24 protein-coding genes are annotated in these 24,692 nt (G+C 62.8%); 10 read left to right on the top strand and 14 right to left on the bottom strand.

What is annotated here, in order from left to right; genetic code table 11:
• Positions 1–11: 11 nt before the first annotated feature.
• The 3 genes from K7H93_RS14195 to K7H93_RS14205 are packed head-to-tail and all read right to left on the bottom strand — an operon-like array spanning position 12 to position 2,732.
• Entirely contained in the window at positions 12–866 is an 855-nt protein-coding gene (locus K7H93_RS14195; RefSeq protein ID WP_230784175.1) for a hypothetical protein, read from the bottom strand.
• Positions 867–894: 28 nt separating this feature from the next.
• A complete protein-coding gene (locus tag K7H93_RS14200) occupies positions 895–2,325 on the bottom strand; it encodes a relaxase/mobilization nuclease domain-containing protein (RefSeq protein ID WP_230784176.1) in 1,431 nt (476 codons plus the stop codon).
• On the bottom strand, positions 2,322–2,732 hold the full coding sequence (locus K7H93_RS14205) for a MobC family plasmid mobilization relaxosome protein (protein ID WP_230784177.1): 411 nt from the start codon (positions 2,730–2,732) through the stop codon (positions 2,322–2,324). Before K7H93_RS14205 ends, K7H93_RS14200 begins: the two co-directional genes overlap by 4 nt.
• A gap of 212 nt (positions 2,733–2,944) precedes the next feature.
• Between K7H93_RS14205 and K7H93_RS14210 the strand changes: the two genes are divergently transcribed.
• Positions 2,945–3,679: a DUF1499 domain-containing protein gene (locus K7H93_RS14210; RefSeq protein ID WP_230784178.1), complete on the top strand. Its 735-nt coding sequence runs from the start codon at positions 2,945–2,947 to the stop codon at positions 3,677–3,679.
• A gap of 4 nt (positions 3,680–3,683) precedes the next feature.
• Here K7H93_RS14210 and K7H93_RS14215 read toward each other — a convergent pair whose 3' ends face one another.
• Genes K7H93_RS14215 through hppD form a run of 3 tightly spaced genes read right to left on the bottom strand, consistent with a single transcriptional unit; the run spans position 3,684 to position 6,373 of the window.
• Positions 3,684–4,607, bottom strand: coding sequence for a mechanosensitive ion channel family protein (locus K7H93_RS14215; protein WP_230784179.1), 924 nt, complete (start codon positions 4,605–4,607; stop codon positions 3,684–3,686).
• A 54-nt stretch (positions 4,608–4,661) separates the two neighbouring features.
• A complete protein-coding gene (locus K7H93_RS14220; RefSeq protein WP_010238183.1) occupies positions 4,662–5,258 on the bottom strand; it encodes a VOC family protein in 597 nt (198 codons plus the stop codon).
• Positions 5,255–6,373: a 4-hydroxyphenylpyruvate dioxygenase gene (gene hppD, locus K7H93_RS14225; protein ID WP_230784180.1), complete on the bottom strand. Its 1,119-nt coding sequence runs from the start codon at positions 6,371–6,373 to the stop codon at positions 5,255–5,257. Before hppD ends, K7H93_RS14220 begins: the two co-directional genes overlap by 4 nt.
• A 230-nt stretch (positions 6,374–6,603) precedes the next feature.
• On the opposite strand from hppD, the gene K7H93_RS14230 reads away from it, so the two are divergent.
• From K7H93_RS14230 to K7H93_RS14240, 3 genes are all read left to right on the top strand, one after another.
• Positions 6,604–6,945: an FtsB family cell division protein gene (locus tag K7H93_RS14230; protein ID WP_010238177.1), complete on the top strand. Its 342-nt coding sequence runs from the start codon at positions 6,604–6,606 to the stop codon at positions 6,943–6,945.
• Between the two features lie 145 nt (positions 6,946–7,090).
• Complete coding sequence (gene pdhA / locus K7H93_RS14235) at positions 7,091–8,179, top strand: pyruvate dehydrogenase (acetyl-transferring) E1 component subunit alpha (RefSeq protein WP_230784181.1); 1,089 nt, start codon at positions 7,091–7,093, stop codon at positions 8,177–8,179.
• 3 nt (positions 8,180–8,182) lie between these two features.
• Positions 8,183–9,595 carry a pyruvate dehydrogenase complex E1 component subunit beta gene (locus K7H93_RS14240; RefSeq protein WP_230784182.1) on the top strand — a complete coding sequence of 471 codons (1,413 nt, stop codon included), beginning with the start codon at positions 8,183–8,185 and terminating at the stop codon, positions 9,593–9,595.
• A gap of 60 nt (positions 9,596–9,655) precedes the next feature.
• On the opposite strand, the gene K7H93_RS14245 is transcribed toward K7H93_RS14240, so the two are convergent.
• From K7H93_RS14245 to K7H93_RS14255, 3 genes are read right to left on the bottom strand one after another with little or no spacing between them, the layout of a single operon-like run.
• On the bottom strand, positions 9,656–10,450 hold the full coding sequence (locus K7H93_RS14245) for a TadE/TadG family type IV pilus assembly protein (protein ID WP_230784183.1): 795 nt from the start codon (positions 10,448–10,450) through the stop codon (positions 9,656–9,658).
• Positions 10,444–11,040, bottom strand: coding sequence for a TadE/TadG family type IV pilus assembly protein (locus K7H93_RS14250; RefSeq protein WP_230784184.1), 597 nt, complete (start codon positions 11,038–11,040; stop codon positions 10,444–10,446). The genes K7H93_RS14245 and K7H93_RS14250 overlap by 7 nt, the downstream gene beginning before the upstream one ends.
• Positions 11,040–12,848, bottom strand: a complete 1,809-nt coding sequence (locus K7H93_RS14255) for a TadE/TadG family type IV pilus assembly protein (protein ID WP_230784185.1) — start codon at positions 12,846–12,848, stop codon at positions 11,040–11,042. Before K7H93_RS14255 ends, K7H93_RS14250 begins: the two co-directional genes overlap by 1 nt.
• A 158-nt stretch (positions 12,849–13,006) precedes the next feature.
• Here K7H93_RS14255 and K7H93_RS14260 point away from each other — a divergent pair, with 158 nt between their 5' ends.
• On the top strand, positions 13,007–13,684 hold the full coding sequence (locus tag K7H93_RS14260) for a squalene/phytoene synthase family protein (RefSeq protein ID WP_230784186.1): 678 nt from the start codon (positions 13,007–13,009) through the stop codon (positions 13,682–13,684).
• Between the two features lie 24 nt (positions 13,685–13,708).
• Positions 13,709–14,167, top strand: coding sequence for an EF-hand domain-containing protein (locus K7H93_RS14265; RefSeq protein WP_230784187.1), 459 nt, complete (start codon positions 13,709–13,711; stop codon positions 14,165–14,167).
• Here K7H93_RS14265 and trmFO read toward each other — a convergent pair.
• Positions 14,164–15,531 (bottom strand): methylenetetrahydrofolate--tRNA-(uracil(54)-C(5))-methyltransferase (FADH(2)-oxidizing) TrmFO, encoded by a 1,368-nt coding sequence (gene trmFO, locus K7H93_RS14270; RefSeq protein ID WP_230784188.1) that lies wholly within the window; start codon positions 15,529–15,531, stop codon positions 14,164–14,166. The two genes, K7H93_RS14265 and trmFO, sit on opposite strands and share 4 nt — an antisense overlap.
• An 81-nt stretch (positions 15,532–15,612) precedes the next feature.
• Between trmFO and K7H93_RS14275 the strand changes: the two genes are divergently transcribed.
• On the top strand, positions 15,613–16,257 hold the full coding sequence (locus K7H93_RS14275; RefSeq protein ID WP_230784189.1) for a lysoplasmalogenase family protein: 645 nt from the start codon (positions 15,613–15,615) through the stop codon (positions 16,255–16,257).
• Between the two features lie 82 nt (positions 16,258–16,339).
• Here the strand turns inward: K7H93_RS14275 and gyrA are convergent, their stop codons facing one another.
• A complete protein-coding gene (gene gyrA, locus K7H93_RS14280; protein WP_230784190.1) occupies positions 16,340–19,165 on the bottom strand; it encodes a DNA gyrase subunit A in 2,826 nt (941 codons plus the stop codon).
• Between the two features lie 300 nt (positions 19,166–19,465).
• Here gyrA and K7H93_RS14285 point away from each other — a divergent pair, with 300 nt between their 5' ends.
• On the top strand, positions 19,466–20,725 hold the full coding sequence (locus K7H93_RS14285; protein ID WP_054524391.1) for a hypothetical protein: 1,260 nt from the start codon (positions 19,466–19,468) through the stop codon (positions 20,723–20,725).
• An 82-nt stretch (positions 20,726–20,807) separates the two neighbouring features.
• On the opposite strand, the gene K7H93_RS14290 is transcribed toward K7H93_RS14285, so the two are convergent.
• The gene (locus K7H93_RS14290) at positions 20,808–21,536 is read right to left on the bottom strand and encodes an NYN domain-containing protein (RefSeq protein WP_029140489.1); all 729 of its coding nucleotides are present in this window, start codon (positions 21,534–21,536) and stop codon (positions 20,808–20,810) included.
• A 79-nt stretch (positions 21,537–21,615) separates the two neighbouring features.
• On the opposite strand from K7H93_RS14290, the gene lipA reads away from it, so the two are divergent.
• Both lipA and K7H93_RS14300 read left to right on the top strand, forming a co-directional pair.
• Positions 21,616–22,584 carry a lipoyl synthase gene (lipA, locus tag K7H93_RS14295; protein ID WP_226663757.1) on the top strand — a complete coding sequence of 323 codons (969 nt, stop codon included), beginning with the start codon at positions 21,616–21,618 and terminating at the stop codon, positions 22,582–22,584.
• Positions 22,584–23,042 (top strand): type II toxin-antitoxin system RatA family toxin, encoded by a 459-nt coding sequence (locus tag K7H93_RS14300; protein ID WP_230784191.1) that lies wholly within the window; start codon positions 22,584–22,586, stop codon positions 23,040–23,042. Before lipA ends, K7H93_RS14300 begins: the two co-directional genes overlap by 1 nt.
• Here K7H93_RS14300 and K7H93_RS14305 read toward each other — a convergent pair.
• On the bottom strand, positions 23,003–23,503 hold the full coding sequence (locus K7H93_RS14305) for a CinA family protein (RefSeq protein WP_010238157.1): 501 nt from the start codon (positions 23,501–23,503) through the stop codon (positions 23,003–23,005). The genes K7H93_RS14300 and K7H93_RS14305 overlap by 40 nt on opposite strands.
• A 3-nt stretch (positions 23,504–23,506) precedes the next feature.
• Positions 23,507–24,661, bottom strand: coding sequence for a bifunctional 2-C-methyl-D-erythritol 4-phosphate cytidylyltransferase/2-C-methyl-D-erythritol 2,4-cyclodiphosphate synthase (locus K7H93_RS14310; RefSeq protein WP_230784192.1), 1,155 nt, complete (start codon positions 24,659–24,661; stop codon positions 23,507–23,509).
• Positions 24,662–24,692: the final 31 nt, after the last annotated feature.

Genomic DNA, 24,692 nt, shown 5'->3' on the forward strand with positions numbered 1-24,692 from the left:
CATGATCCCGGCTAATAGAGCGTTTTGAACGAAGCCGGGATCGTGAAACGCTGAAAGTATGGCGGTCGCCTAGAGCGGTTCATCGCATCCCAATACATAGCAAAGGCGATCGGATCGGTGACCTCGGCTGGAACGTGATATCCATAGAGTGGGAGGAAGTCGGTCGCGCGTGGATCTCGGTGATATGAGCGCTGAAACTCCGGCTGCAAATAGTCATAGATCGCCCAGCGGATGTTGTTCAGGAACTCCGCTATCAGGCTCGAATGATAGATGAACATGCCATCGAAGAACCAATCGAAGAATGTTTCCAGACCTAGATAGCTCTGCTGTTCATCAATGGTTACTCCCGCATTTTCCAAGATCACCCGGAGCCGTCTGGCGTTAGCTTCAAGGCGGGCGAGACTGTGCTTGGAGATATCACCGCACATTTTTAGGTAGAGCAGCCGTTCGATCTCGATGTCTGCGACCACGTCGATAGGGTGAAGATTTACGCCTTCGGTGCGAAAAGCCCCCTCCAACCAGCTTGCGAAGGCCTCGACCGCTTCGTGGAGCTGGCTGGTATTTCCGCCAAAATGGGGCTTCGTGCACACTTGCCGGAGGTGGAAGAGAAACGTTTTGTCGGACGGGCGAACGTTGTCGGGAACGGGCAGCAATCCGAGCGGTACTTTTTTGGATTTGTAAGGGCTGACCTGTGACAGAAAGTCGCCAAGCAAAACGAGGAAGAGCCGTGCATGGGCATTCGTTTCGAACATCAAGTTCGAAAGCTCTCGTTTCTCTGTTTTGCAGAACATGGCCCAATTGACCATGTTGTCGATCATCTCCCAAGCCGAGTTGAGAATAATGATCTCGCGTTCCTGATCGTTCATTGAAAGATCATATCATCATGGGCGAGAGCTAATCCAGTTCGTGCCCAATATCCGGATCAATCTGCGATCCATTATCGCGCGGGATACCTGAACGACCCCGTTGCTGGGCTTCTAGCCACGCGAGGCGGTCAGAGCTTACAGATCGGCGGCTTTCTGAGCTCCTTTCCCTATTCGTTGATTGCCTGTCCTGTCGCTGCTCGCTCGGGCTGTTCGCTTTAAGCCATTCGATGCGAGCAGAGCTGCGATCCGGCACGGCTTCTAGCTGTTGCGAGAGATCGCGATAAATCTCATCAATCCGCGCTTCGTGGCGCGCTCGGACCTCCAGGATTTGGCTTTGCAGAGTACGGCGCTCGGCTAGTTGCGCCTCAATCATTGCCTGCCGCTGCCTCTGATCGCGCTTCAGGGCCTCATAGGCTTCAAGCTCGTTGTGGCGGCGAAGCTCGGCCTTGCGGCCTGTCAGCTTATCCCAAAGCCCAGCCACGCCAATGCGGAAGCGTTCCGCTCGCGCACGCTGCTCGTTCTCGTGCCGGGCGGATTGGCCCATATCCATCCGCTGACGTTCGAGCCTTTGGTCTGCCGTGAGTTCTTGCCGCTGCTCGTTTAGCGGTTGCAGGGCGTTGTCCCGTTCGGTTTCTGCTTGCGGAATAAGCTTCGCGAGGACTGGACCGACGGTCTTGGCGATGTGGACCCGAGTTTGTTCAAGGCTGCGCAGCTCTCGGTCTTCGCCAAGCCGCTCGCGCACCTCCTTGGTCTTCCGGCTGAGGAGCCGCGGCAGCGCCATGATCTCACCTCGCCATGTGGACACGACGAAGCGGCCTCTGTCGCCGCGCGCGAGGTAAAGTCCGCGCTGCTCCAAGGCCTGTTGCAAAGTCTTGCTATTGTCAGAGACCGCCCAAGCTTCCTGTGCGAGCATCTTGATGTGTTTCGGGTCACGGCCCTCCCGCTTCGCTTGCTGGTAGAGGGCAAGATCAAAGTTTCGTGGGTCACGGCTCTCACGGTCCACGTAGCCATCGGGTAGTCGCCATCCGTTCTCCAAATACGCTGCCTTCGATATCTCTTTCAGCTTCATTTTGAAAAACGGCAGCGGGATAACCGTCATGCGCTCGGAATCGATCCGGCTGACCACGAGATGGGCGTGCCTCCGGTTCTCCTTCTCATGGAAGATGAGCGCGTGCGGCTGACCTTTCAGGCCATTTGCCTCCATGATCTGATCTGCCGTCCGTTCGAATAATTCGACATCGGCTGTTGCCTCTTCCGGTGGTGAAAGCGAGACGCTGAAAAGCGGCTTCTGGGAGCGCAGACCTGCGCTCATCGCCTGCACCTCGCGCATGGCTTCGCTCAAGTCGGAAGACATGAAGCCCTCGACCCGATGCGTCTCGATTTGGTCGTTGTCCCGCTCATTCAGCAGGTGTTTTGCCAAGGCCATCGGCGTGCCACGCGCTGACGCTTTCAGGATCATGATGGACTGCGTTTGCCGAGGGCGCGCATCAGCAGGTCTCGGATTGTTCGAAGGTAACTGACTGCTTCTTCGATCATCGCCTTGGTCGTATCATCGGCCACGAGCGAACCGGAATTTGCTGCCTTGGCGAGTTGATTGAGATTGTTCGCGATGCGCGAGATGCCGAGCAAAGCAAGAATCCGACCGAGTGCTTCATGGTCGCGCACCGGAAATTTGCCACGGCTTCTCGGCGGTGGACTATCAGGATCAAAGACGCGCCATTTGATGTACGCGCCAAGCGGCATGCCTGCGGCATCGTGCTCCAGTCGCGCACGCTCTTCACCTGTCAGACGCAGGCAAAAAGGAGGGGGGCGTTTGGGTCTGTCGTTCGGCATCGGCTGCAAAGAAAAAGCGCACCACACCAGCATCGGTGAGATGCGGGCATGATGCGCACGATTGTGGTTGGAATTGGGGGCTTAGGAGAAACTGCGAGCTTTAAGGCTCAGGTGGGTCTGTACCGTCAAAAAAGCCTTCTGGAAGCTCCGCAAGCGCGTTACTCCAGTCAGCCAGCGTCTCGAAGAGGGTGTTCAAACTCTCTCCGTCCGGGCGCGCCACAGCAACAATCCGGGGGGAACGAACGATGAGTCACAAGTGGACAAGGGGACTGTCATGGCTCGCGCTGGTGCTGGCGCTGGGCGGTACGATTGCCGCATTTACCGGGATGACGCTGGCGCGGTTCGATACCATCGGCAAGCTGGAAGGCTTTAAGTACCTGACCCTGGCTGCTCCCGTCGTGGCGGGGGCGCTGGTAATCGCCATCATCGCGCTGCTGCTCAACTGGCGCACCGGATGGCCTGCGCGCCGGGCGGCGCTCATCGGTTTCCTGTTCGCGGCCGGATTCATCGGTTCGCTGGCGGTTCGCGTGGCCATGGGGGCCGACGCACCGATGATCCACGACGTCACCACCGACCTTGCCGATGTCCCGCAGTTCGAGACGATTACCCTGCCGGACGACAATATGCGCGGGCTAAGCGAACCTTCGGAATGGGTGGGCCTGCACGAGATCGGCTACCCCGAACTGCGCAGCGTGGTGCTCGATAGGCCGGTTGCGCAGACCATCAGCGATGCGGAGATGCTGGCGAAGGAACGCGGCTGGACGATCCGTGCGGTCGATCCTGAAGCGGGGCGGCTGGAAGCGACTGCCTATGCCTCATACATCCGGTTCGAGGATGAGGTGGTGCTCCGCGTGCGCCCCGACGGTGCCGGGCGCAGCCTGGTCGACATGCGCTCGGTCAGCCGGGTCGGGGTCGGCGATCTGGGCGTGAATGCGCAGCGGATTCGCGACTTTCTCGAAGATCTCGCCGCGGTGAGGTGAGGGGCTAGCCCGCCGCGCTTTCGTTCGGCTCGCGGCCCAGCGGGACGCGTTCCTTGAAAGTGTGGGTTATGTAGGGGAAGGGGATCTCGATCCCGGCCTCGTCCAGCCCGCGCTTGATCGCGCGCACGACCTTGTCCCTCGATTCCCAGCCGTCGCGCGGGGTCGAGCCTGCGTGCCAGCGCACCAGGAAATCGACCGAGCTGGAGTTGAAGGTGGTCGCGAAAATGTCGACACCCTTGTCTTTCTCAATCCCCTCGACCGCTTCCACTGCCTTACGGATCACCTGGGCGGCATGGTCCAGATCGGTGTCGTAGGAGACCCCGGCGACCACTTCGTGGCGGCGCACCTGCTCGTCGGTCAGGATTTCGACCGGGTTCTTGAAGATCATCGAGTTGGGCACGATCGTCAGCTCGCCCGACAGCTTGCGCACATGGGTTTCGCGTAAGGTGATATGCTCCACCTTACCCTTGATCCCTTCGCATTCGATCACATCGCCGATGCGCATCTTCTCGCGCAGCATGATGAGCACGCCGGCGAGGAAGTTTTCGAAGATATCCTGAAACGCGAAACCGATCGCGACCGCGCCGATCCCGAGCCCGGCGATCAGGCTGGCGGGCGTCATCCCCGGCATAACCACGATCAGCGCGATCATCAGGCCGATGATCCAGATGCCCAGCTTGACCACGGTATCGATCAGGTTCTGCAGTGAGGGGCGCATATCGGTCTTGCCGATGGCGCGGCCCACCCCGCGCACCGCGATGCGCGCGACGATCCAGGTGATCAGGATGATCACGAGGGCGATCGCCATATTGGGCAGGGCGCGGACGAACCCCTCCGCCATGTCCACCAGCTGGTCCTGCAAGGTGGCCAGCGTATTGACAGTCTGGTCGTAGGTTTCGCCCGAGGGCGTCTTCGTCGGTATGCTCATGGAATTCCCCGTTTTGCGGCTCCAACGGCGGCAAAACGGGGACGGTTCCGAAAATCAGGGCAAGTCGGGTTCTTCGGCAGGCTTGACCTTGGCATGTTCTTCGCGAGCGATCTCATGCAGCCATGCCGCGTGCTGCGGAGCTTTCTTGGTCTCGCTCCATTCGTCCAGCATCGGCATCGCGACCCGCTTGAGCTCGGCATATTGTTCGTCTGTGCCGATGTCGGCAGCCAGCTCGACCCGGTGGCCGTTGGGATCGAAGAAGTAGATCGACTTGAAGATGCCGTGGTGCGTGGGGCCGAGTACATCGATGCCGAGGCCTTCGATGTGGCTCTTCGCCGCGATCAGCGCGTCTTCATCCGCGACCTTGAAGGCAAGGTGCTGGACCCAGATTGGGGTATTCTCGTCACGGCCCATATCCTTCTGGTTGGGCAGTTCGAAGAAGGCGAGGATGTTGCCGTTCCCCGCGTCGAGGAAGACGTGCATGTACGGGTCGTACTCGCCCGTGGAGGGCACGTGATCCTCCGAAAAGGCGCTGGTATATTCCATACCCAGCACCTTCTCGTACCACTCGACGGTCTCTTTCGCGTCCTTGCAGCGGTAGGCGGCGTGGTGGACGCCGCCCAGTTTCACAGGGTGGCTCGCTTCGTTCATTCTGCCGGCTCGGACACGGTCTTCGCGTCTTCGACGTTCAGCACGCCGCGGCGGACCTGGTCGCGCTCCATGCTTTCGAACAGCGCCTTGAAGTTGCCTTCGCCGAAGCCTTCGTCACCCTTGCGCTGGATGAATTCGAAGAACACCGGGCCGACCTGCGCTTCCGCGAAGATCTGGAGCAGCAGGCGGGGCTGGCCGCCTTCGGTCGTCCCGTCGAGCAGGATGCCGCGCGCTTTCAGCTCGTCGACCGGCTGGCCGTGATCGGGCAGGCGCTCTGGCAGCATTTCGTAATAGGTTTCCGGCGGTGCGGTCATGAAGGGCACGCCGAACTGCTTGAGCCTGTCCCACGCGGCGATCAGGTCGTCGCAGATCAGGGCGATATGCTGGATGCCTTCGCCGTTGAATTCGCGCAGGAACTCCTCGATCTGGCCGCCGCCACCCTTGGCTTCCTCGTTGAGCGGAATGCGGATCTTGCCGTCGGGCGCGGTGAGCGCCTTGGAGGTCAGGCCGGTATATTCGCCCTTGATGTCGAAGAAGCGGATTTCCTGGAAGTTGAACAGCTTCTCGTACCAGTCGGCCCAATAGGCCATGCGCCCGCCGTAGACATTGTGCGTCAGGTGGTCGATCCGCTGGAAGCCCGCGCCTTCGGGATACTTCTCGACGCCGTCGAGATGTTCGAAGTCGATGTCGTAGATCGACAGGGCTTCGTCGCCATCATCTGCATAGCGATCGATGATGTAGATCAGCGCGCCGCCGATGCCCTTGATCGCGGGGATCGAGAGTTCCATCGGCCCGGTCTGGGTGTCGACCGGCTCGGCACCCGCGTCCATCAGCTTCGCCCATGCTTCGGCCGCGTCCTTCACGCGGAAGCCCATGCCGCACGCACTCGGCCCGTGTTCGCGGGCGAAATACCACGCCGCGCTCATCGGTTCGTAATTTGTGATCAGGTTGATATTGCCCTGCCGCCACAGCTGCACATCCTTGGAGCGGTGGTTGGCGACGTGGGTAAAGCCCATCGCTTCGAACACCGGCTCAAGCGTGCCTTTTTCCGGCGCGCAGAACTCGACGAATTCGAAGCCGTTGAGGCCCACGGGATTCTCGAAAAGGTCGGCCATATCGGCATCCTCCGTAGCAGTGACTGTGTCTTGGCGGGCGGCAGCAGCGTATCCGGGGGAGGGCGCGCGCCGTTTCCCGCTCGAGCTAGGTCTGACCAGCCTGCCTGTCAATCGGTGTAACGGGTGCGGGACATGCCCGGTTCCTGCGCTGAGACGGGATGAGTGCGGGCGGATTTCCCTTGCGCCAAAGGGGCTTGCCTCCGCCCGGCGCATGTGATTCAAGGGCGTCCATGAACCTCGCCAGGAAAACCATTGCCAAGCAGAACCGTGCGGCCCGGCGTGAGCGCCTGACCCAGGGCCTCGCTCTCGCGGCGCTGCTGCTGATGGGCGGCATGGCGATCGCCGGGCCGAGCGGGATTTTCGCGTGGAGCGATGCCTCCAAGGCGCTGGCCGAGCGTGAGGCGCGGATTGCCAAGCTGCAGGATCAGCGGGCGGACCTGCGCCAGCGGGTCGACGCGCTCGACCCCGACAATGCCGATCCGGACATGGTCGTGGAAATGATGCGCCGCAATCTCAACGTGGTTCATCCCGACGAGGTGATCCTGCCCAAGCCGGACGCTCCGGCACGCTGATCGCCGCCTTCATCCGGGCGCGGTTCACAAAGCTCAAGATTTTTCGCAACCATTGCAAGCCGCGCGACGTTACGTCATGGGGCTACGCCACGCCCCTGAGGAACACGTGCCGGGCCGCCGTGCGGCCTGCGTGAAGGAGTTACCATTGGCCAAGAAACCCGCTGCGAAGAAGTCCCCCGCCAAGGCCGAGAATCTGGCCGCCGTGGATGATCCGGACTTCGTACTCCATTCGCTGCAAGAGGAGTTCGACAAGAACAAGCTCTACGACGCGAGCGAAGAGCAGATGCTGCACTTTTACGAGCAGATGCTGCTGATCCGCCGGTTCGAAGAACGCGCGGGCCAGCTGTACGGTCTCGGCCTGATCGGCGGGTTCTGCCACCTGTATATCGGGCAGGAAGCGGTCGCGATCGGGCTCCAGTCGGCGCTCGATAACGACAAGGACTCGGTCATCACCGGCTATCGCGACCATGGCCACATGCTTGCCTACGGGATCGATCCCAAAGTCATCATGTCCGAGCTGACCGGTCGCCAGGCCGGGATTTCCAAGGGCAAGGGCGGCTCGATGCACATGTTCAGCACCGAGCATAAGTTTTACGGCGGGCATGGCATCGTCGGCGCGCAGGTGCCGCTGGGCGCGGGCCTCGCCTTTGCGCACAAGTATAATGACGATGGCGGCATCACGTTGGCATATTTCGGCGATGGTGCGGCCAACCAGGGTCAGGTCTACGAAGCGTTCAACATGGCGGCACTCTGGAACCTGCCGATCTGCTTCGTGGTCGAGGACAACCAGTACGCGATGGGCACCGCGACCAAGCGCTCCAGCGCGGAAACGCGGTTCTACCGCCGCGGCACGAGCTTCCGCATCCCGGGAATGGAAGTCGACGGGATGAACGTGCTCGAAGTGCGGCAGGCGGCCGAAGTTGCGTTCAAGCATATTCGCGAGGGCAACGGCCCGGTGCTGATGGAGTGCAACACCTATCGCTATCGCGGGCACTCGATGTCCGACCCGGCGAAATACCGCACCCGTGAAGAGGTGCAGGACCAGAAAGAACACCACGACCCGATCGAGCGGATCAAGAAGACGCTGATCGAGAAGGGCAAGAGCGAGGACGAGTTGAAGGAGATCGACAAGGGAATCCGCTCTCAGGTTTCCGAAGCCGCGGACTTTGCCGAGAATTCGCCCGAGCCGGAGGCTGCCGAACTCTACACCGACGTTCTGGTGGAGGGGTACTGAGCAATGGCGACCGAACTGAAGATGCCCGCGCTCTCTCCGACGATGGAGGAGGGCACGCTCGCCAAGTGGCTCAAGTCCGAAGGTGACAAGATCGAGATCGGCGACATCATCGCCGAGATCGAGACCGACAAGGCGACGATGGAATTCGAAGCGGTCGACGAGGGCACGCTGGCGAAGATCCTCGTCGAGGAAGGCACCGAAGGCGTTTCCGTCGGCGCGGTCATCGCGATGATGGCCGATGAAGGCGAGGATGTCGGCGATGTCGAAGCGCCCGCCGCGAAGTCCGATAACTCGTCCGACGAGAAGGAAGACGTCGAAGGTGAGGGCAAGGATGTCGGGCGCGAACCGTCCGAGGCCGAAGTGACTCAGACGGCGGAAAAACCGACCCGCTCCCCCGCCAGCGATCCCGCGATCCCCGAAGGCACGAACATGATTTCGACCAGCGTGCGCGAAGCACTGCGCGATGCGATGGCCGAGGAAATGCGCCGCGACGACCGCGTGTTCGTGATGGGTGAGGAAGTCGCCCAGTATCAGGGCGCGTACAAGGTGACGCAGGGGCTGCTCGATGAATTCGGCGACAAGCGCGTGGTCGATACGCCGATCACCGAATATGGCTTCGCCGGGCTCGGCACCGGCGCGGCGATGGGTGGTCTGCGCCCGATCGTCGAGTTCATGACCTTCAACTTCGCGATGCAGGCGATCGACCACATCGTGAACTCGGCTGCGAAGACGAACTACATGTCGGGTGGCCAGATGCGCTGCCCGGTGGTGTTCCGCGGGCCGAATGGCGCGGCCAGCCGCGTCGGGGCCCAGCACAGTCAGAACTATGGCCCATGGTATGCAAGCGTCCCCGGCCTGATCGTGATCGCGCCCTATGATGCGGCCGATGCGAAGGGCCTGATGAAGGCCGCGATCCGCAGCGAAGACCCGGTCGTCTTCCTTGAGAACGAGCTGGTCTACGGTCGCAGCTTCGACGTGCCCGAACTGGACGATTACGTGCTGCCGATCGGCAAGGCGCGGATCGTGCGCGAGGGCAGCGATGTGACTATCGTCAGCTATTCCATCGCGGTCGGGCTGGCGCTCGAAGCGGCGGAGAAGCTGGCCGAAGACGGGATCGATGCCGAAGTGATTGACCTGCGCACGCTGCGTCCGCTGGACAAGCAAACCGTGCTCGAAAGCCTCAAGAAGACCAATCGTATGGTGGTCGCCGAAGAGGGTTGGCCGACCTGCTCCATCGCCAGCGAGATCGTGGCGATCTGCATGGAAGAAGGCTTCGATTATCTCGATGCACCGGTGACGCGGGTGAACAACGAGGACGTGCCGCTGCCCTACGCTGCCAATCTGGAGGCGATGGCGCTGATCGATACGGACCGGATCGTGAAGGCGGTGAAGAAGGTCTGCTACGTCGAGGAGTAGGGGCGCCGGCAAGGTGCCCCACCACGCCGCCCATCAGCGCACGGTTCCTGCCACTTCTCGTCAGTGACAGTGATAGCCGTCGAAATGGGTCGTATGACAAACTCCAGGAGCAGCGTGATCCCGGTACGGCCCCGGTGTAGGCGTCGGTGTCGGCACGGGTACCGGCACAGGGCTGCAAACTGGATCGGGCGCGCCATCATCTGCGACACCGGGCAGAAGGTCTCGGTCGTCACGGATCGGAAAGGCGGCTTCGTGCCTGATCACGCGGTTGCCGAGGAACATGTCGCCGAACAGCCCCTGATATTCGTAGAACACCTCGACATACATCACCGCATCGCCGACCGGCGCGCGGATCTCGCGGCCCGTTGGGCCCATTCCGGTGAAACTGGGATCGGTGACCTCGCTAGTAAGCTCCGGCCCATAGCGTGACGCGTAGGCAGCCGAACCCGTGCAGCGCTGCCAACGGATCAGCTGCTTGTCGAGAACGCCAACCGTCTCCAGGCTGGAGAGCACGACCCGGCCATGCTCGGTCAGGTCGATGTTTTCGCCCTGCTTCGCTGCGCCGGCGAAGATCGAATTGACGTCCGACCGGTAGATGGTCTTGGTCGTGCTGCTCGACGAGGTCTGGCCCATCCGCGCGGCGTTATCCGCGATGGTCAGCGAAATCTGGCTGACGTTCATGCTGGTCACCGCGTAATTGGCAAGCTCCACTCCGAACATGCCCAGGCCGAGGAAGATCGGCAGGCTGATCGCGAACTCGATCAGCGCGAGGCCGCGATTGTCGCGGCGCAGGCGTTTGAGGCGGCGGCCGAACTGGCGCAGCCGCGCGGGAACAGGGGGGAGGGAGGTCAGCATGGCTCGGTCTCCGGCACCGCCTTGCCATTCTGCTGGGCGTAGGGCTGGTTCTTGAGCACCGTGCTCATCTCGATCTGCGCTTCCTGCGGCAGGCCGAGCAGACCGTAGAGCGGAAACAGCTTATCGTAGGTCGCGGTGACGGTGTACATCGTGATATCGCGCGCGCCGCCGAAACCGCCACTGCCGACATCGGAATCCCAGCTTCCATTGCCGTTTTCGTCTTCGAAGGTTTCGCCCGCGTCGCATTCGCCATTGGCGTTATCGTCATTGATTGCTTCTGCCCGCTCGATGTCGGTGAAGTCGTAGTAGCTCTTGCGATCGAAAGAGAGTTCTGCGCTGCGCAACACATGCTGGACGCGGGTTTCAACCATCCCGTCGATGGCCGCTTCCGCAGTGGGGCCGCTTTCCAGCGTGGAATCGCGCGCGGCCTCCTGCATCGCGCCATTCATCACCGCGCGCAGGTAGACAGTCTGGCCGAGATCGAACACGCCCATCAGCAGGATCATAAAGGACGGCGCGATGATGGCGAACTCGACGATGGTCGAGCCACGCGTGTCGCGGCGCAGACGGTTGAGAGCGCGCGCCAGCATCAGTCGACCAGCCTCAGGTCGGCGATCTCTTCGGCGATCTTGCCGAATGCGTCGTTGAGCGCGCCCGAATTGTTCGCCGTGTAGCTGCTGTTGGGGCTGGCGCATTCGGTCATGTCGGTGGTCAGCGTAGTGTTGAACGCGACCACCCACAGGCGGATGCCCTTGGCCTTGATCGCCTTGCACAGCTCTTTGTAGCGGCGGGTGAGCCGCGTGCGCTGCTCGGCAACGATAGCGCCGGTGTTATTCGAGGTCTGCATCCCCGTGATCCGCCCATCGTGCTGCTCAACCCCGTAGGCTTGATAATAGTTTGAGCCCGGACCCAGTTCGCCATCCGTCATGAATACGATGTGTCGGCCGACATAGCTGTTGTTGGAAGGGGCGGCGTTCACGGTGCTGGAAAAGATGCCCTGAGGCGAGCTGACCCGAGCGCCCCACAGCAAGCCGATATCGTGATAGGTGCCGCCGAAAGGTGACAGATTATTGGTGTATGTGCGCAAGGCAGCAAGAGAACCGTACTCTGAGTGCAGCCTGGCCTCGTAAGGGCAGCTTGAAGACGATTTTCTACCGCTATCTGCAGTGGTCGTGTTGGGGTCCCGATAATACACAACCTCGGGCCAATAGGGACGCCATTTCGTTGCGTTGTTGGTAGGCGCGCTGTCAATATCCAGATCATAAAGCCCGTTCGGGCTGAAGGTCTTGGTGCCAGCGTTGAACGTGACTGAGTCCGAAGCGACCGTATCACGCTCTTCGATACAACCTTCCCACGTATAGCTATTATTTGTCACACCCGTCGGGTCGGGGGTGGCGGTGAAGGTCTTGTAGCTCGACGTCGGATGTGTGACCTGCCGGTAGACCGTATTGTAGGTATTGGTTCCCTCGTGATAATCGCGCCAGATGCACCCCGAGAAAGTCGTGGCGTATTCGCCCCGGATGTTAGTCCCATGATAGGTATAGTAGCGCGAGGTGCAGTTTTGTCCGGCGTTGGGATTAACCCAGCAATTCCACCAGCCGGAGCAGACAGATTCCGTGCGATGCACAACCCATTCCGCCGGCGTCGTGCCGGTGACTTCGTTTTTGCGCGACTGGTAGGCGTGACTATCGACGATATAGTTCTGCGGCAGCAGTCTGCCTACGTTGACCGTACCGGTGTAAGGCACGAACGAGTACCGGATGCGGCCGCCGCTGCCAGCGGAGGCGGTGGCGAGGGTATTGTAAAAACTGTCTATCGCGTCTTTTAGCGCGCCCATTCGCGAAGTTCTGGACAGGCTGCCATAGCTACGCCCTTCCTGAATACCGTAGTAATCGAGGTAGCTGTCGCACTGGCTCGTATCGGCATCGCTCGGGCATGCCATTGAGCCGGTCGTATCGAGCACGAAGGTCACGTCCGCGTTGCCGACGTCGTAGCGGGCCGCGCAGTCGACCGCGAGGTTTAGCTCGCTGAACGTGAAGAACTGCATGATGACCGTGGGCAGGCGGACCGAGGCGGTCCCCTCGACCGTCGTCGTGCCGGAAGGGTTGGTCGGTACGAAGCTGACGTCCTGCGAACCGAGGTAGTCGCTGGCGTAGTTGACCTCGAAATATTCGGAGGCGACGTTCGCAGCGGCAGTGGTCCAGGTGCTGTTGCCCATTTCCTTGCGACCGGCAAGCACGCCCGCGTCGCACGCCTGCTGGAGACGCGATTCCACCATGTAGGCGCGGCTCATGTCGACGCCGCTGCCGATCAGCGCGACCAGCGGCACCAGCGCGGCTGCAACGATCGCGACGGTATTGCCCGCGATATTACGGCGCAGGCGCGTCAGAAAATTCATGCCTGCCCTTTCCCCCGTCATTCTCGTGATCCCGTCTTTCCGGCTTGCGTGTCGGACGATGGTTAACCGCCATCATCCTTCTGCTTAACCTACCAGTGGTTGTCGGGCTTTGACCGATCAGGGTTGAAGCGAGGTTAAGAGCCGCGCATTGGCGTGCCATGGCGAGCGCAAGAACCGAGGGAGAATCAGGTCCGGCAACGGACCCTTCGCTTGCGCTGGCGCTGGCCTACGCCCCGCGCGATGCGCGGCCGGTGTTCGACGATCTTTTCGCGCTTGACCGGCGGCTGGCCGATGCAGTGCGGCAGGCGAGCGAGCCGATCATTGCACAACTGAAGCTCGCCTGGTGGCGCGATCGCTTTGCGCAGGATCGCAGCGACTGGCCGAAGGGGGAGCCGCTGCTGGCCCGCCTTGCGGCGTGGGACGCGGATGTCTCGCAACTCGCATCGTTGGTCGACGGGTGGGAGGCGCTGCTGGCCGAAGGTCCGCTGACCGAGGAGGCGATCACCGCGTTCGGCGAAGGTCGTGCCCATGCCTGGGCGCTCGCCGCAGCGGCGCTAGGCCACCCCGGGACTCCGTCCCCCGATCACTCCGCGCTGCTGTGGTCCTACGCCGATCTGGCGCAGCATTGCTCCACGCCCGAGGATGCGGAGCGAGTGCGGGCTGTGGCGCGGGGAAAGGGGCTGCTTGGCGAGACGCCGCCCAGGCTGCCGCGTGCCTTGCGGCCCTTCGCCGTGCTCGGCACGCAAGGCTTGCGCAGCCTGCGTTCGGGCAGGCCGATGATGTCGGCAGGCGGAGACTTCCTCGCGGCGGTGCGGGCGGGTATGCTAGGCCGCTGAAGGGCTTCAAGAGGGGGAGGGCTGATGGATCGCGTGGTGCTGGGTGCAGTGCTGGGGCTGATCTTGGCGGGCGTCGGGATTTTCTGGTGGCAGGGCCGCGCGCAGGTGGAAGAGGCCGCTCCGCCGCCGCCTGACATTGCTGCAAGCCCGGTAGAGGACGCGCTGCCCCAGGCCGATCCGGTGGACCTGACCGGCCCTGCTCCTCCCGAAGCGACCGAGCTGACGCGCGAACAGCGGCGCTTCTTCCGCTACGACCGCAATCGCGACCTCAAGATCACCCGCAACGAGATGCTCTCGACCCGCAGCGATGCGTTTCGCAAGCTCGACAAGGACGGCAACAACCTGCTCGATTTCGAGGAATGGGCGGTGACGACGGTCGACAAGTTCGAGGGTGCCGACGCGGATGGCGACCGTGTGCTGACGCAGGCCGAGTTCGCGACCACCGCGCCCAAGCCGAAGAAGAAGCCGCGCTGTAGCTGCTAGGCGGGCACGCGCTCGCGCGCGGCAAGCCATTCGCCCAGATCCGCCTTTGCGCGGCTGGTATAGGCTTCCTTGCGCTGTTTCTTCTTCACCTCGTGCAGAGGCGGGAAGAGGCCGAAATTGACGTTCATCGGCTGGAAGGTCTCTGCCTCGGCATCGCCGGTGACGTGGCTGAGCAGGGCGCCCAGCGCCGTCGTGCGCGGGGGAGGGGACCAGTCCTCGCCGCGATGCTCGGCGGCCACCATCAGTCCAGCGAGCAAGCCGATCGCCGAGCTTTCGACATAGCCCTCGCACCCGGTGATCTGCCCGGCGAAGCGGATATGGGCCGCGTTCTTCAACCGCAATTGCCGATCGAGCACCAGCGGCGAGTTGATGAAGGTGTTGCGGTGCAGCCCGCCCAGCCGCGCGAACTCGGCGTTCTCGAGTCCCGGGATCGTGCGAAACAGCTCCACCTGCGCGCCGTATTTCAGCTTGGTCTGGAAGCCCACCATGTTCCACAGCGTGCCCAGCTTGTTGTCCTGCCGCAGCTGGACCACGGCGTAGGGCCAGCGGCCCTGCGGGTGCTCTTCGGTGGTGTCGTAAGGATTGTCGAGCCCGACACCCTTCATCGGTCCGTAGCGCAACGTTTCGACGCCGCGCGATGCCATCACCTCGATCGGCATGCAGCCATCAAAGTACGGAGTGTCGGCCTCCCATTCCTTGAACTCGGTCTTCTCGCCGTCGATGAGCGCTTGAACGAAGGTCTCGTACTGCTCCTTCGTCATCGGGCAGTTGATGTAGTCGCCATCCTCGTTGCTGGCCTCGGTCCGCTTGTTCCAGCGGCTCTGGATCCAGCACTTGCTCATGTCGATCGAGTCGCGGTGGACGATCGGGGCGATGGCGTCGAAGAACGCCAGCCGATCCTCGCCGGTCGCCTGCACGATGCTCTGCGCCAGATTTTGCGCCGTCAGCGGCCCGGTGGCGACGATGGCGAGCCCTGCGTCGGGCAGCGTATCGACCCGTTCGCGCACCACGGTGACGTTGGGATGCTCGGCCAGCCTGCGTTCGACTTCTGCCGAAAAGACGTCGCGGTCGACCGCCATCGCGCTGCCAGCGGGCACGCGTGCCTTTTCGCCAGCGGACATAACGATCGAATCCAGCCGCCTCATTTCGTCGTGCAGCAAGCCGACCGCGTTCTTGTCGCTGTCGTCGGAGCGGAAGGAGTTGGAGCAGACCAGCTCGGCCAGTCCGTCGGTATGGTGCGCGGGTGTCATCTCGCCGCTGCCGCGCATTTCCGACAGGCGAACCTTCAGCCCCGCCTGCGCCAATTGCCACGCCGCCTCGCTGCCCGCGAGACCGCCGCCGATGATGTGTACGTCATGTGTCATTGCCTGCGCACGTAGGCGTTGACGGAGGAAAGTTCAAAGCAAGGTAGCGGCCGGATCGTGTGCGCGTTACACGATGGGCCCATGCCGCGTCGCGCCCTCGTCCAGTATCGCCCCTGGCTTGCCCTCAGCCTGCTCGCGGCAATCGCCTTGCCCTTGCTCGAACAGACCGCACTGGGCGGGGTCTGGCTGATGGCGATCAAGACCTCCGCGGTCGGCTTTCTCGCGCTTTATGCGGCGCAGCGCACAAAGGGGCTGCGGGCGGGTCTGTTCGTTCTCGCGCTCGCTTTGAGCGCTCTGGGCGACCTCGCGATCGAGCTGTCGTTCATTGCGGGGGGCATGGCGTTCTTTGCTAGCCACGTCGTCGCGATTTTGTTCTACCGCCGCTACCTGCGGCCGGAGCCGAGTGTGGCACGTACCTGGGTGACGACGCTGCTGTTTCTTGGCGTTCCGCTGGTTGCCTGGTGGCTCAGCGGCGACATCCTGATCGGGCTCTACGGCCTCGCGCTGGGCGGGATGGCGATGGCCGCGTGCCTAAGCCTGTTCCCGCAATCGCGGGTGGGGCTGGGCGCGCTGCTGTTCGTCGTGTCCGACTGGCTGATCTTCAGCCGCCTTGGCCCGTACGACCTCGCGCCGCTGCCCGACCTGCTGGTCTGGCCAACATACTACGTCGGACAATTCCTGATCGCGACCGGAGTGGTGCAGACGCTGCGGCGGTTCCGGCGATAATCGCTTTACCTAACCCTGGAAACCCGCTCCCCCTACGACTGCTCGGGGAGAGCGGGGTTTCGAATTGCGCTAACGCTGAGCCCTACACATCCGTCGGCGTAGGATCGTCCCGGTCGAGCGTGGTGTGCGGGGTGGTGGTCTGGTCCTCGCGCGCCATGCGTTCGTCCATGATCGCCTCTTCGGCCTCGTTTTCCGGATCGGCATCCTCGTCGATCCGCGCCGCGCCGACGATCTGTTCGCCCTTGGCGACGTCGAACACCTTCACGCCCGAGGAGCCGCGGCCGTAGATCGACCAGCCCTTGTGGTTTTCGAACCCGTCGGGAATCAGGTGGCGGAAGTCGATCGGCAGGCGGATCAGCTTGGCCTGATCGGTCACCAGCATCAGCTGCATGCCGTGGCGCACGGGGAAGCTGGCGACGACCGGGCCGTTGCGCTTGGAATCGCTAGGCTCGCCGATATTGGTGATGCCCTGACCGCCGCGCCCGATGGTGCGGTATTCGTAGGCCGAGGAGATCTTGCCGTAGCCGTTTGCGGTCAGCGTGAGGATGAACTCCTCGTTCTCCTCCATCGCTGCCGCGATATCCGGGTCGAGCGTATGGGCGGTGTCGTTGTTCTTCCACACCGCGCCGCGCAGATATGCCTCGCGCGTTTCCATGTCGTGGCTGAGCGGGTGGAGCACGGCGAGGCTGACGACCTTGTCGCCTTCCTTCAGCTTCATGCCCCGAACGCCGATGCCGGTGCGGCTCTTGGTTTCGCGCGCGTCGGTGGCGGCGAAGCGGATCGCCTTGCCCGCGTCGGAGGCGAGGAAAATCTCCTGATCCTCGTTCAGCAGGCGCACGCCGATCAGCCGGTCGCCGCTGTCCTCGACGAAGCCCATCGCGTATTTCCCGTTGGACGGGATTCTGGTGAAGGCGTCCATTGAGTTGCGGCGAACCATGCCCTGTTCGGTCGCGAAGACGATGTTGAGCCTGCTCCACTCGGCCTCGTCCTGCGGCAGGGGCAGGACGTTGGTGACGCGCTCTTCCTCGCCCAGCGGCAGCAGGTTGACCATCGGGCGGCCCTTGGTGGTCGGGCTGCCTTCGGGCAGCTTCCATACCTTCAGGCGATAGACGCGGCCCGTATTGGTGAAAAACAGCACCGGGTTGTGGGTACTGGTGACGAACATCTCGACCACCGCATCCTCGTCCTTCGTCGCCATCGAGCTGCGGCCCTTGCCGCCACGCGCCTGTGCGCGGAAGGCGTGGAGCGGGGTGCGCTTGATGTAACCGCCGTGGGTGACGGTGACGACCATGTCTTCCTGTTCGATCAGGTCTTCGTCGTCGACCCCGTCCCACGCGGGCGCGATTTCGGACATGCGCGGCGTTGCGTACTGGTCGCGGATCGCCTGCAGTTCCTCGCGCATGACCTGGTACAGCTTGCGCCGGTCGGCGAGGATCGAGAGGTAGTATTCGATCTTGGTCGCGAGTTCTTTCAGCTCGTCGCCGATCTCGTCGCGGCCGAGCGCGGTCAGGCGGTGCAGACGCAGGTCGAGGATCGCCTTCACCTGCCGTTCGGACAGGCGGTAGGTGCCGCCGTGTTCGTCGGAGCTGGGCTCGATCGCCTCGACTAGCGCGATGTACTGCGCGATATCGCCGATCGGCCATTCCTTGCGCAGCAGCTTGCCGCGCGCCTCGGCGGGGTTTGCGGCGCCACGGATGATCGCGACAACCTCGTCCATGTTGGAAACCGCGACCACCAGGCCAAGCAAGATGTGCGCCCGGTCGCGCGCCTTGTTCAGTTCGAACTTGGTGCGCCGGGTGATGACCTGTTCGCGGAAGCTGATGAACGCCTGAATGATGTCGCGCAGCGCGAGCACTTCGGGCCGCCCGCCACGGATCGCCAGCATGTTCGCCGGGAAGCTCGCCTGCGCGGGGGAATAGCGCCACAGCTGGTTGAGCACGACTTCGGGCGAGGCATCCCGCTTCAGGTCCACGACCACGCGCACGCCTTCGCGGCTGGATTCGTCGCGGATGTCGGAGATGCCTTCGATCCGCTTGTCCTTCGCGGCCTCGGCGATCTTCTCGACCAGCATGTTCTTGCCGACCTGATAGGGGATCGAGGTGAGCACGATCGATTGGCGATCATTGCGCCCGGTTTCGACCTCGTGCCGCGCCCGCATCATGATCGAACCGCGACCGGTCAGGTAAGCCGAGCGTGCGCCCGACTGGCCCAGGATCAGGGGCGCGGTGGGGAAATCGGGGCCGGGGATGTACTCGATCAGCTCTTCGGAGGTGATCGCGGGGTTGGCGATGAAGGCGAGGCAGCCGTCGATCACTTCGCCCAGATTGTGCGGGGGGATGTTGGTCGCCATGCCGACCGCGATGCCGCCTGCACCATTGACCAGCAGGTTGGGAAAGCCCGCCGGCAGAACCGTCGGTTCTTCGCGCGAGCCATCGTAGTTCTCCGCGAAATCGACCGTATCCTTGTCGAGATCGTCGAGCAGCGCGTTGGCGACCTTTTCCAGTCGCGCCTCGGTGTAACGCATCGAGGCGGGCGGATCGGGGTCCATGCTGCCGAAGTTGCCCTGGCCGTCGATCAGCGGAACCCGCATCGACCAGCTTTGCGTCATGCGGGCGAGAGCATCGTAGATCGCGCTGTCGCCGTGAGGGTGGTAGTTACCCATCACGTCGCCGACGATCTTCGCACTCTTGCGATAGGGTCGCCCGGCGACGAAGCCGCCTTCCTGGCTGGCGAAGAGGATCCGGCGATGGACCGGCTTCAGACCGTCGCGCACATCGGGCAGCGCGCGGCTGACGATCACGCTCATCGCGTAATCGAGATAGCTGGTCTTCATCTCATCGACGATGTCGATGCGGTCATATTCGCCCATGGGGCTGGGCGGGGTGAGGGTGTCGGTTTCGTCGCTCAAGGAATGTCCGGTCCGTCTGTTATTCGGATGCGTCTGACGCGCAGTCGGGGAAGGCTAGGGGAAAGCGTCCGGCGGTGCCAGCAATGGCAGCCAGACATAGGAATTGAAGGGCGGTTTTTCCACATTTTCTGCGGAGTTGGGCGTCGATTTGCCTGAAGCACCCATTCAACCTCGGTTCAACCGGTTTCAGCCACTCTCTGGACGTTGGCGTGGCACTATCGCATAGGCCGCGCGTTATTCCGATAAGCAGATGACAAACGCTGCGCGACACTGCGCGGCTTAACAGGAGAGACGATACGTATGGCCAGGTTTGCCTTTTTCCCCGCCAAGAGTTCCGGGTTCGCAATCGCTGCGGCGATGATGGCGGTCGGCACGCTCGGCGCGACCGCGATCGCCACGCCCGCCTACGCGCAGAAGCAGGCCAAGTTTTCCAAGGAATTCCTTGCGGCGTTCCAGCCGATTGACGAGGCGATCAAGGGCGAAAACCCCGATTACGCCGCACTGCGCGCGCAGGCCGAAGCTGCCAAGGACACGGTCAAAACCGATGACGAACGCTTTTTCTACGGCAGCACGATGTACACCATTGGCGGTAAGCTCAACGATGTCCCGCTGCAGCTCGAAGGCATGAACATGATGCTCGACAGCGGCAAGGTGCCCGAGGCCAACGTGCCGCAGTATACCTACGTCGCCGGCCAGCTTGCCTTCAACTCGCAGGACTGGGCATCCGCTCGCGCACGCTTCGAGAAGGCGATCGAGCTTGGTTACGAGGTCGAGCAGGCACGTGCGCTGATCGCGCGAACCTACAGCGAGGAGGGCGATTTCACCGCTGCGCTGCAAACGGTGAATGACCAGATCAACGAACAGATTGCCGCCGGCGGCGCACCGGATGAAACCCTGCTCAAGCGCGGGCTCACCACGGCTTATAACAACGACCTGTTCGAAGACGCGACCAATTACAGCCTGATGCTCGTGAAATACTACCCCAGCGCGACGACGTGGGCCGATGCGGTCGCGATCCAGCGTAATTTCGGCCAGTGGTCTGATGCTGAAATGCTCGACCTGCTGCGTCTTGCGCGCGCCGCAAATGCAATGCGTGAGGCGCGCGATTACACTGACTACATCGATGCGGCCAACTTCCGTCGTCTTCCGGCAGAGGTTGCGGCTGTCACCGCAGAGGGCATCTCTTCCGGCAAGCTCAAATCGAGCGACACCTTCGTCGCAGAAGCACAGCGCGAATCTCAGTCGCGTACCGCCGGTCTCAAGGCCGACCTCGGAGCGCTTGAAAGCGACGCCAAGGCATCCGGCGCGTCGGCCAGCCTCGCGGTCGCTGCAGGTGATGCCTACCTGAACTTCGACAATGGTGCGAAGGCGGCCGAGCTTTACGAGCTCGCGCTGACACGGCCCGATGTCGATCGCAGTCTCGCTCTGACCCGCCTGGGGATCGCACAGGTCAAGGCAGGTGATTATGCCGCAGCGCAGGAGACCCTGGGCAAGGTTCAGGGCCAGCGCGCGTCCATCGCCAAGTTGTGGGCGGCTTACGCCAAGCAGCAGGCAGGCTGATTTCAGCCGCTTTCAAGCTGATAAAAGAACGGCGCGGGAGGGAGACCTTCCGCGCCGTTCTTTGTCTCTTGCGGTGATAAGATCAGCGCAGGCGTTTCACGTACATCCCGCTATTGTCGCGCCGTTCCACCTTGAACTCGTCGATCGCCTCAAACAGGTCGGACAGCCGCTTGTAGCCATAATTGCGCACGTCGAAGCTGGAACGGTTGCCGGCGATCTTGCCGACCTCGCCCATCGGCGCATAACCGTTTTCGTCGCGCTTCGCCGCTTTCCACGCGGTGCCGAGCAGTTCGACCAGTTCGTCGTCGATCTGGCCTTTGCCCTTCGCAGCGCGCGCCTTAGGCGTTTCCTGTTCATCGGAGGCGCCCTTGATCAGCGCGTCGATATCGATGAAGCGCGTGCAAGCGCTCTTGAAGGCGGCGGGCGTCTTGTTCGTGCTGCCGAAGCCGTAGACGACCAGCCCATCCTGGCGCAGCCGTGTGACCAGCGGGGTAAAGTCGCTGTCCGAGCTCATAATCCCGAAGCCATCGACCTTGCCCTGATACAGCAGGTCGATCGCGTCGATGGTCATAGCCATGTCGGTCGCGTTCTTGCCCGCCGTCAGATCGAACTGCTGCTGCGGACGGATGCCGTATTTGTGGGTGATCTTGTCCCAGTTGGCGAGGTTGTTCTTCGCGAAATTGCCGTAGGCGCGCTTGATGTTGACCTGGCCGAGCTCGGCCATGACGGTCAGCACCGGGTCGATGCCCTTGGGGGTGGTGTTGTCCGCATCGATCAGCAGCGCGATATTCTTGAGGGTCTCTTCGGTCATGCCCGCCACATGGGCGAGCGGAGGCCTACTGGCAAGGCGCGGCATTGCCTCTGCCGGGCGAGGCTCCTAGATGGCGGGCATGAACGACCTCTCCTCCGCCCCCGAACCGCAAGACAACCGCGCACCGCGCCCGCGCAAACCCGACTGGATCAGGGTCAAGGCGCCCGTGAGCAAGGGCTATCACGAGACGCGCCGTCTGATGCGCGACCTCAGTCTGAACACGGTGTGCGAGGAAGCGGCCTGCCCGAATATCGGCGAGTGCTGGGAGAAGAAGCACGCCACCGTCATGATCCTCGGCGACGTCTGCACGCGCGCCTGCGCGTTCTGCAACGTAAAGACCGGGATGCCCCGGCTGGTCGATCCGATGGAGCCCGAGAATGTCGCGGTCGCGGCGGGCAAGATGGGTCTGGAACACATCGTCATCACCAGCGTCGACCGCGACGACCTGCCCGATGGCGGGGCGGGGCAGTTCGTGAAGGTGATTCAGGCTCTTCGTCGCGAGACTCCGAACACCACGATCGAAATCCTCACGCCCGACTTCCGCGGCAAGATGCGCCCCGCGATCGAGGCGATCTGCGAAGCCGGGCCGGACGTGTTCAATCACAACCTCGAAACGGTCCCGCGGCTGTACCCGACGATCCGCCCCGGTGCGCGCTATTACGCCTCGCTGCGCCTGCTCGAAGAGGTGAAGTCGCACGACCCGCTGATCTTCACCAAGTCGGGGATCATGCTGGGCCTGGGCGAGCAGCGCCTCGAAGTGCACCAGGTGATGGACGACATGCGCAGTGCCGACGTCGATTTCATCACCATGGGGCAGTACCTGCAGCCGACGCCCAAGCACGCGAAGGTGGAGGATTTCGTCACGCCTAAGGCGTTCGACGCGTTCGGTTCGATCGCGCGGGCCAAGGGCTTCCTGCAGGTCGCGGCGAGCCCGCTTACCCGCTCCAGCTATCACGCGGGCGACGATTTCGCGCAGATGAAGGCAGCGCGTGAAGAGCGTCTTCAGCGCGACGCGGCGCGCAAGGCCGGAAACGCCGGAGCCCGCTGATGCCTGGCATCCACCAGCAGCGCGTGCTGCCGTTCACGCCCGAACAGATGTTCGATCTGGTCGCCGACGTGAAGCGTTACCCCGAGTTCCTGCCATGGGTGATCGCGACCCGGATTCAGTCCGACAGCGAAACGGAGATGGTTGCGGACATGGTCGTCGGGTTCAAGGCGATCCGCGAGAAGTTCACCTCGCGGGTCGAGAAGCATCGGCCCGAGAGTATCCGGGTCCACTATATCGACGGGCCGCTGAGCGATCTTCAGAACGACTGGCGCTTCAACGCGGTGGAAGGCGGGTGCGAAATCGATTTCTGCGTCGATTTCACGTTCAAGAACAAGATTTTCGAACGGCTGGCCGGAGCCTATTTCGACCGTGCCTTTCGCCGGATGATGGCCGCGTTCGAGGAACGCGCCCACGAACTCTACGGCAATAGCAGCTCCAGCGCACACAGCGTCGCCTGACGGCGGATTTCGCCGCGGCCCAGGTCGCCGAAGGACTTCAGCTCGCCCTCCGGCTCGCCATCGTGCCCGCGCACGGCCCGCGCGAACACGACCGTGCCGACCGGCTTGGTCGCACTTCCGCCGCCGGGGCCGGCCACTCCGCTGATCGCAACCGCGACATCGGCATTGCTGTTGGCAAGCGCGCCCTGCGCCATCGCCCACACGCAGGCGATCGACACCGCACCGAAGGTTTCAATGATGTCCTGCGGAACGCCCAGCATCTCCATCTTCGATTCGTTGGAATAGGTGACGAAGCCGCGATCGAGCACGGAGGATGACCCCGGAATTTCGGTGATCGCCGCGCTCACCAGCCCGCCGGTGCAGCTTTCGGCCAGCACGAGCGTGCGGTTCGCATCCCGGTTCGCATCGACCACCTTGGTGGCCAGTTCGACGACATTGGTGGGGAGCAGGATGTCGGTCATGCGCTAGAAATCCTCCCTGATCAGCGTGGCGACCGCTTGCGCGGCAATGCCTTCGCCGCGGCCGGTGAAGCCCAGCTTTTCGGTAGTGGTCGCTTTTACGCTGATCGCATCGGCCTGAACACCGGCGATTTCCGCGATTGTTTCACGCATCGCCTCCTTGTGCGGGCCGATCTTGGGGGCTTCGCAGATGATCGTCAGGTCGAGATTGCCGATGCGGTAGCCTGCCTCACTCACCAGGCTGACCGCGTGGGCCAGAAACTGGCTCGATCGCGCGCCTTTCCAGCGTTCGTCGCTGGGCGGGAAGTGGGTGCCGATGTCACCATTGCCGATCGCGCCGAGCACCGCATCGACCAGCGCGTGGAGTGCGACGTCGGCATCGCTATGGCCCGCAAGGCCCTGATCGTGATCGATTTTCAGCCCGCCGAGCCACAGATCCTCGCCATCGGCGAGGCGGTGAACGTCGAAGCCGGTGCCGGTGCGCACGGGTGGTGCCTGCATCGCGAAATCCTCTGCGAAAGTGAGTTTGGCAAGGCGCTGCGAGCCTTCGACGATGGCGACTTCACCGCCCGAATGGCGGAGCACCTGCGCGTCATCGGTCGGTTCCGTTTCGCTGTCCCAGGCGCGGTGTGCCGCGAGAATCTCTGCAAAGCGGAACCCTTGTGGTGTCTGCACGCGGGCGAGGGTGGAGCGGTCTTCCTGACCCGTCATCACCCCGTTCTGCATACGCGCGATGGTGTCGACCAGGGGCAGAGCGGGGGTTGCGCCAGCATGGTGCTCAAGCGCATTCAACACGCGTTCAACGACAGTTTGCGGGACAGAGGGGCGCGCGGCGTCGTGGATCAGCACGGCTTCCGGCGGATCGAGTGCGAGTGCTTCCAGCCCGGAGGCGACCGAGGCCCGGCGGGTGTCGCCACCCTCGACGAACAGAATGTTTTCCAGCCCGGCGGTCGCCTCGCGGGCGAGGTCTTTCGCATCGGGGGCGATCGCGATCACGATGCGGTCTGCGCCTGCTTCGAGCAGGTGCTCCACCGAGTGGCGCAGCACCGGCTTGCCGCGCCAGCGGACATATTGCTTGGGGATCGCCTGCCCGGCACGTGTGCCGGAGCCTGCGGCTACGATAATCGCGGCGAAGCGGGGGGCTGGTGCGGGGGATGGCATCGGGGCAAGAGGGCTACGCGCTTGCGGGAAG

Source organism: Citromicrobium bathyomarinum, from assembly GCF_021021475.1.
Classification (GTDB): Bacteria; Pseudomonadota; Alphaproteobacteria; order Sphingomonadales; family Sphingomonadaceae; genus Alteriqipengyuania; species Alteriqipengyuania bathyomarina.

Bases quoted from the DNA above. Each gene is read 5' to 3' on its own strand.
- K7H93_RS14220 (WP_010238183.1), bottom strand. From the start codon at position 5,258: ATGAACGAAGCGAGCCACCCTGTGAAACTGGGCGGCGTCCACCACGCC.
- trmFO (WP_230784188.1), bottom strand. From the start codon at position 15,531: ATGACACATGACGTACACATCATCGGCGGCGGTCTCGCGGGCAGCGAG.
- K7H93_RS14230 (WP_010238177.1), top strand. From the start codon at position 6,604: ATGAACCTCGCCAGGAAAACCATTGCCAAGCAGAACCGTGCGGCCCGG.
- K7H93_RS14250 (WP_230784184.1), bottom strand. From the start codon at position 11,040: ATGCTGGCGCGCGCTCTCAACCGTCTGCGCCGCGACACGCGTGGCTCG.
- K7H93_RS14215 (WP_230784179.1), bottom strand. From the start codon at position 4,607: ATGAGCATACCGACGAAGACGCCCTCGGGCGAAACCTACGACCAGACT.
- K7H93_RS14265 (WP_230784187.1), top strand. From the start codon at position 13,709: ATGGATCGCGTGGTGCTGGGTGCAGTGCTGGGGCTGATCTTGGCGGGC.
- K7H93_RS14260 (WP_230784186.1), top strand. From the start codon at position 13,007: ATGGCGAGCGCAAGAACCGAGGGAGAATCAGGTCCGGCAACGGACCCT.
- K7H93_RS14195 (WP_230784175.1), bottom strand. From the start codon at position 866: ATGAACGATCAGGAACGCGAGATCATTATTCTCAACTCGGCTTGGGAG.
- K7H93_RS14210 (WP_230784178.1), top strand. From the start codon at position 2,945: ATGAGTCACAAGTGGACAAGGGGACTGTCATGGCTCGCGCTGGTGCTG.
- K7H93_RS14245 (WP_230784183.1), bottom strand. From the start codon at position 10,450: ATGCTGACCTCCCTCCCCCCTGTTCCCGCGCGGCTGCGCCAGTTCGGC.
- K7H93_RS14205 (WP_230784177.1), bottom strand. From the start codon at position 2,732: ATGCTGGTGTGGTGCGCTTTTTCTTTGCAGCCGATGCCGAACGACAGA.
- K7H93_RS14200 (WP_230784176.1), bottom strand. From the start codon at position 2,325: ATGATCCTGAAAGCGTCAGCGCGTGGCACGCCGATGGCCTTGGCAAAA.
- K7H93_RS14285 (WP_054524391.1), top strand. From the start codon at position 19,466: ATGGCCAGGTTTGCCTTTTTCCCCGCCAAGAGTTCCGGGTTCGCAATC.
- K7H93_RS14275 (WP_230784189.1), top strand. From the start codon at position 15,613: ATGCCGCGTCGCGCCCTCGTCCAGTATCGCCCCTGGCTTGCCCTCAGC.
- K7H93_RS14305 (WP_010238157.1), bottom strand. From the start codon at position 23,503: ATGACCGACATCCTGCTCCCCACCAATGTCGTCGAACTGGCCACCAAG.
- K7H93_RS14290 (WP_029140489.1), bottom strand. From the start codon at position 21,536: ATGACCGAAGAGACCCTCAAGAATATCGCGCTGCTGATCGATGCGGAC.
- lipA (WP_226663757.1), top strand. From the start codon at position 21,616: ATGAACGACCTCTCCTCCGCCCCCGAACCGCAAGACAACCGCGCACCG.
- K7H93_RS14240 (WP_230784182.1), top strand. From the start codon at position 8,183: ATGGCGACCGAACTGAAGATGCCCGCGCTCTCTCCGACGATGGAGGAG.
- K7H93_RS14255 (WP_230784185.1), bottom strand. From the start codon at position 12,848: ATGAATTTTCTGACGCGCCTGCGCCGTAATATCGCGGGCAATACCGTC.
- K7H93_RS14310 (WP_230784192.1), bottom strand. From the start codon at position 24,661: ATGCCATCCCCCGCACCAGCCCCCCGCTTCGCCGCGATTATCGTAGCC.
- hppD (WP_230784180.1), bottom strand. From the start codon at position 6,373: ATGGCCGACCTTTTCGAGAATCCCGTGGGCCTCAACGGCTTCGAATTC.
- K7H93_RS14300 (WP_230784191.1), top strand. From the start codon at position 22,584: ATGCCTGGCATCCACCAGCAGCGCGTGCTGCCGTTCACGCCCGAACAG.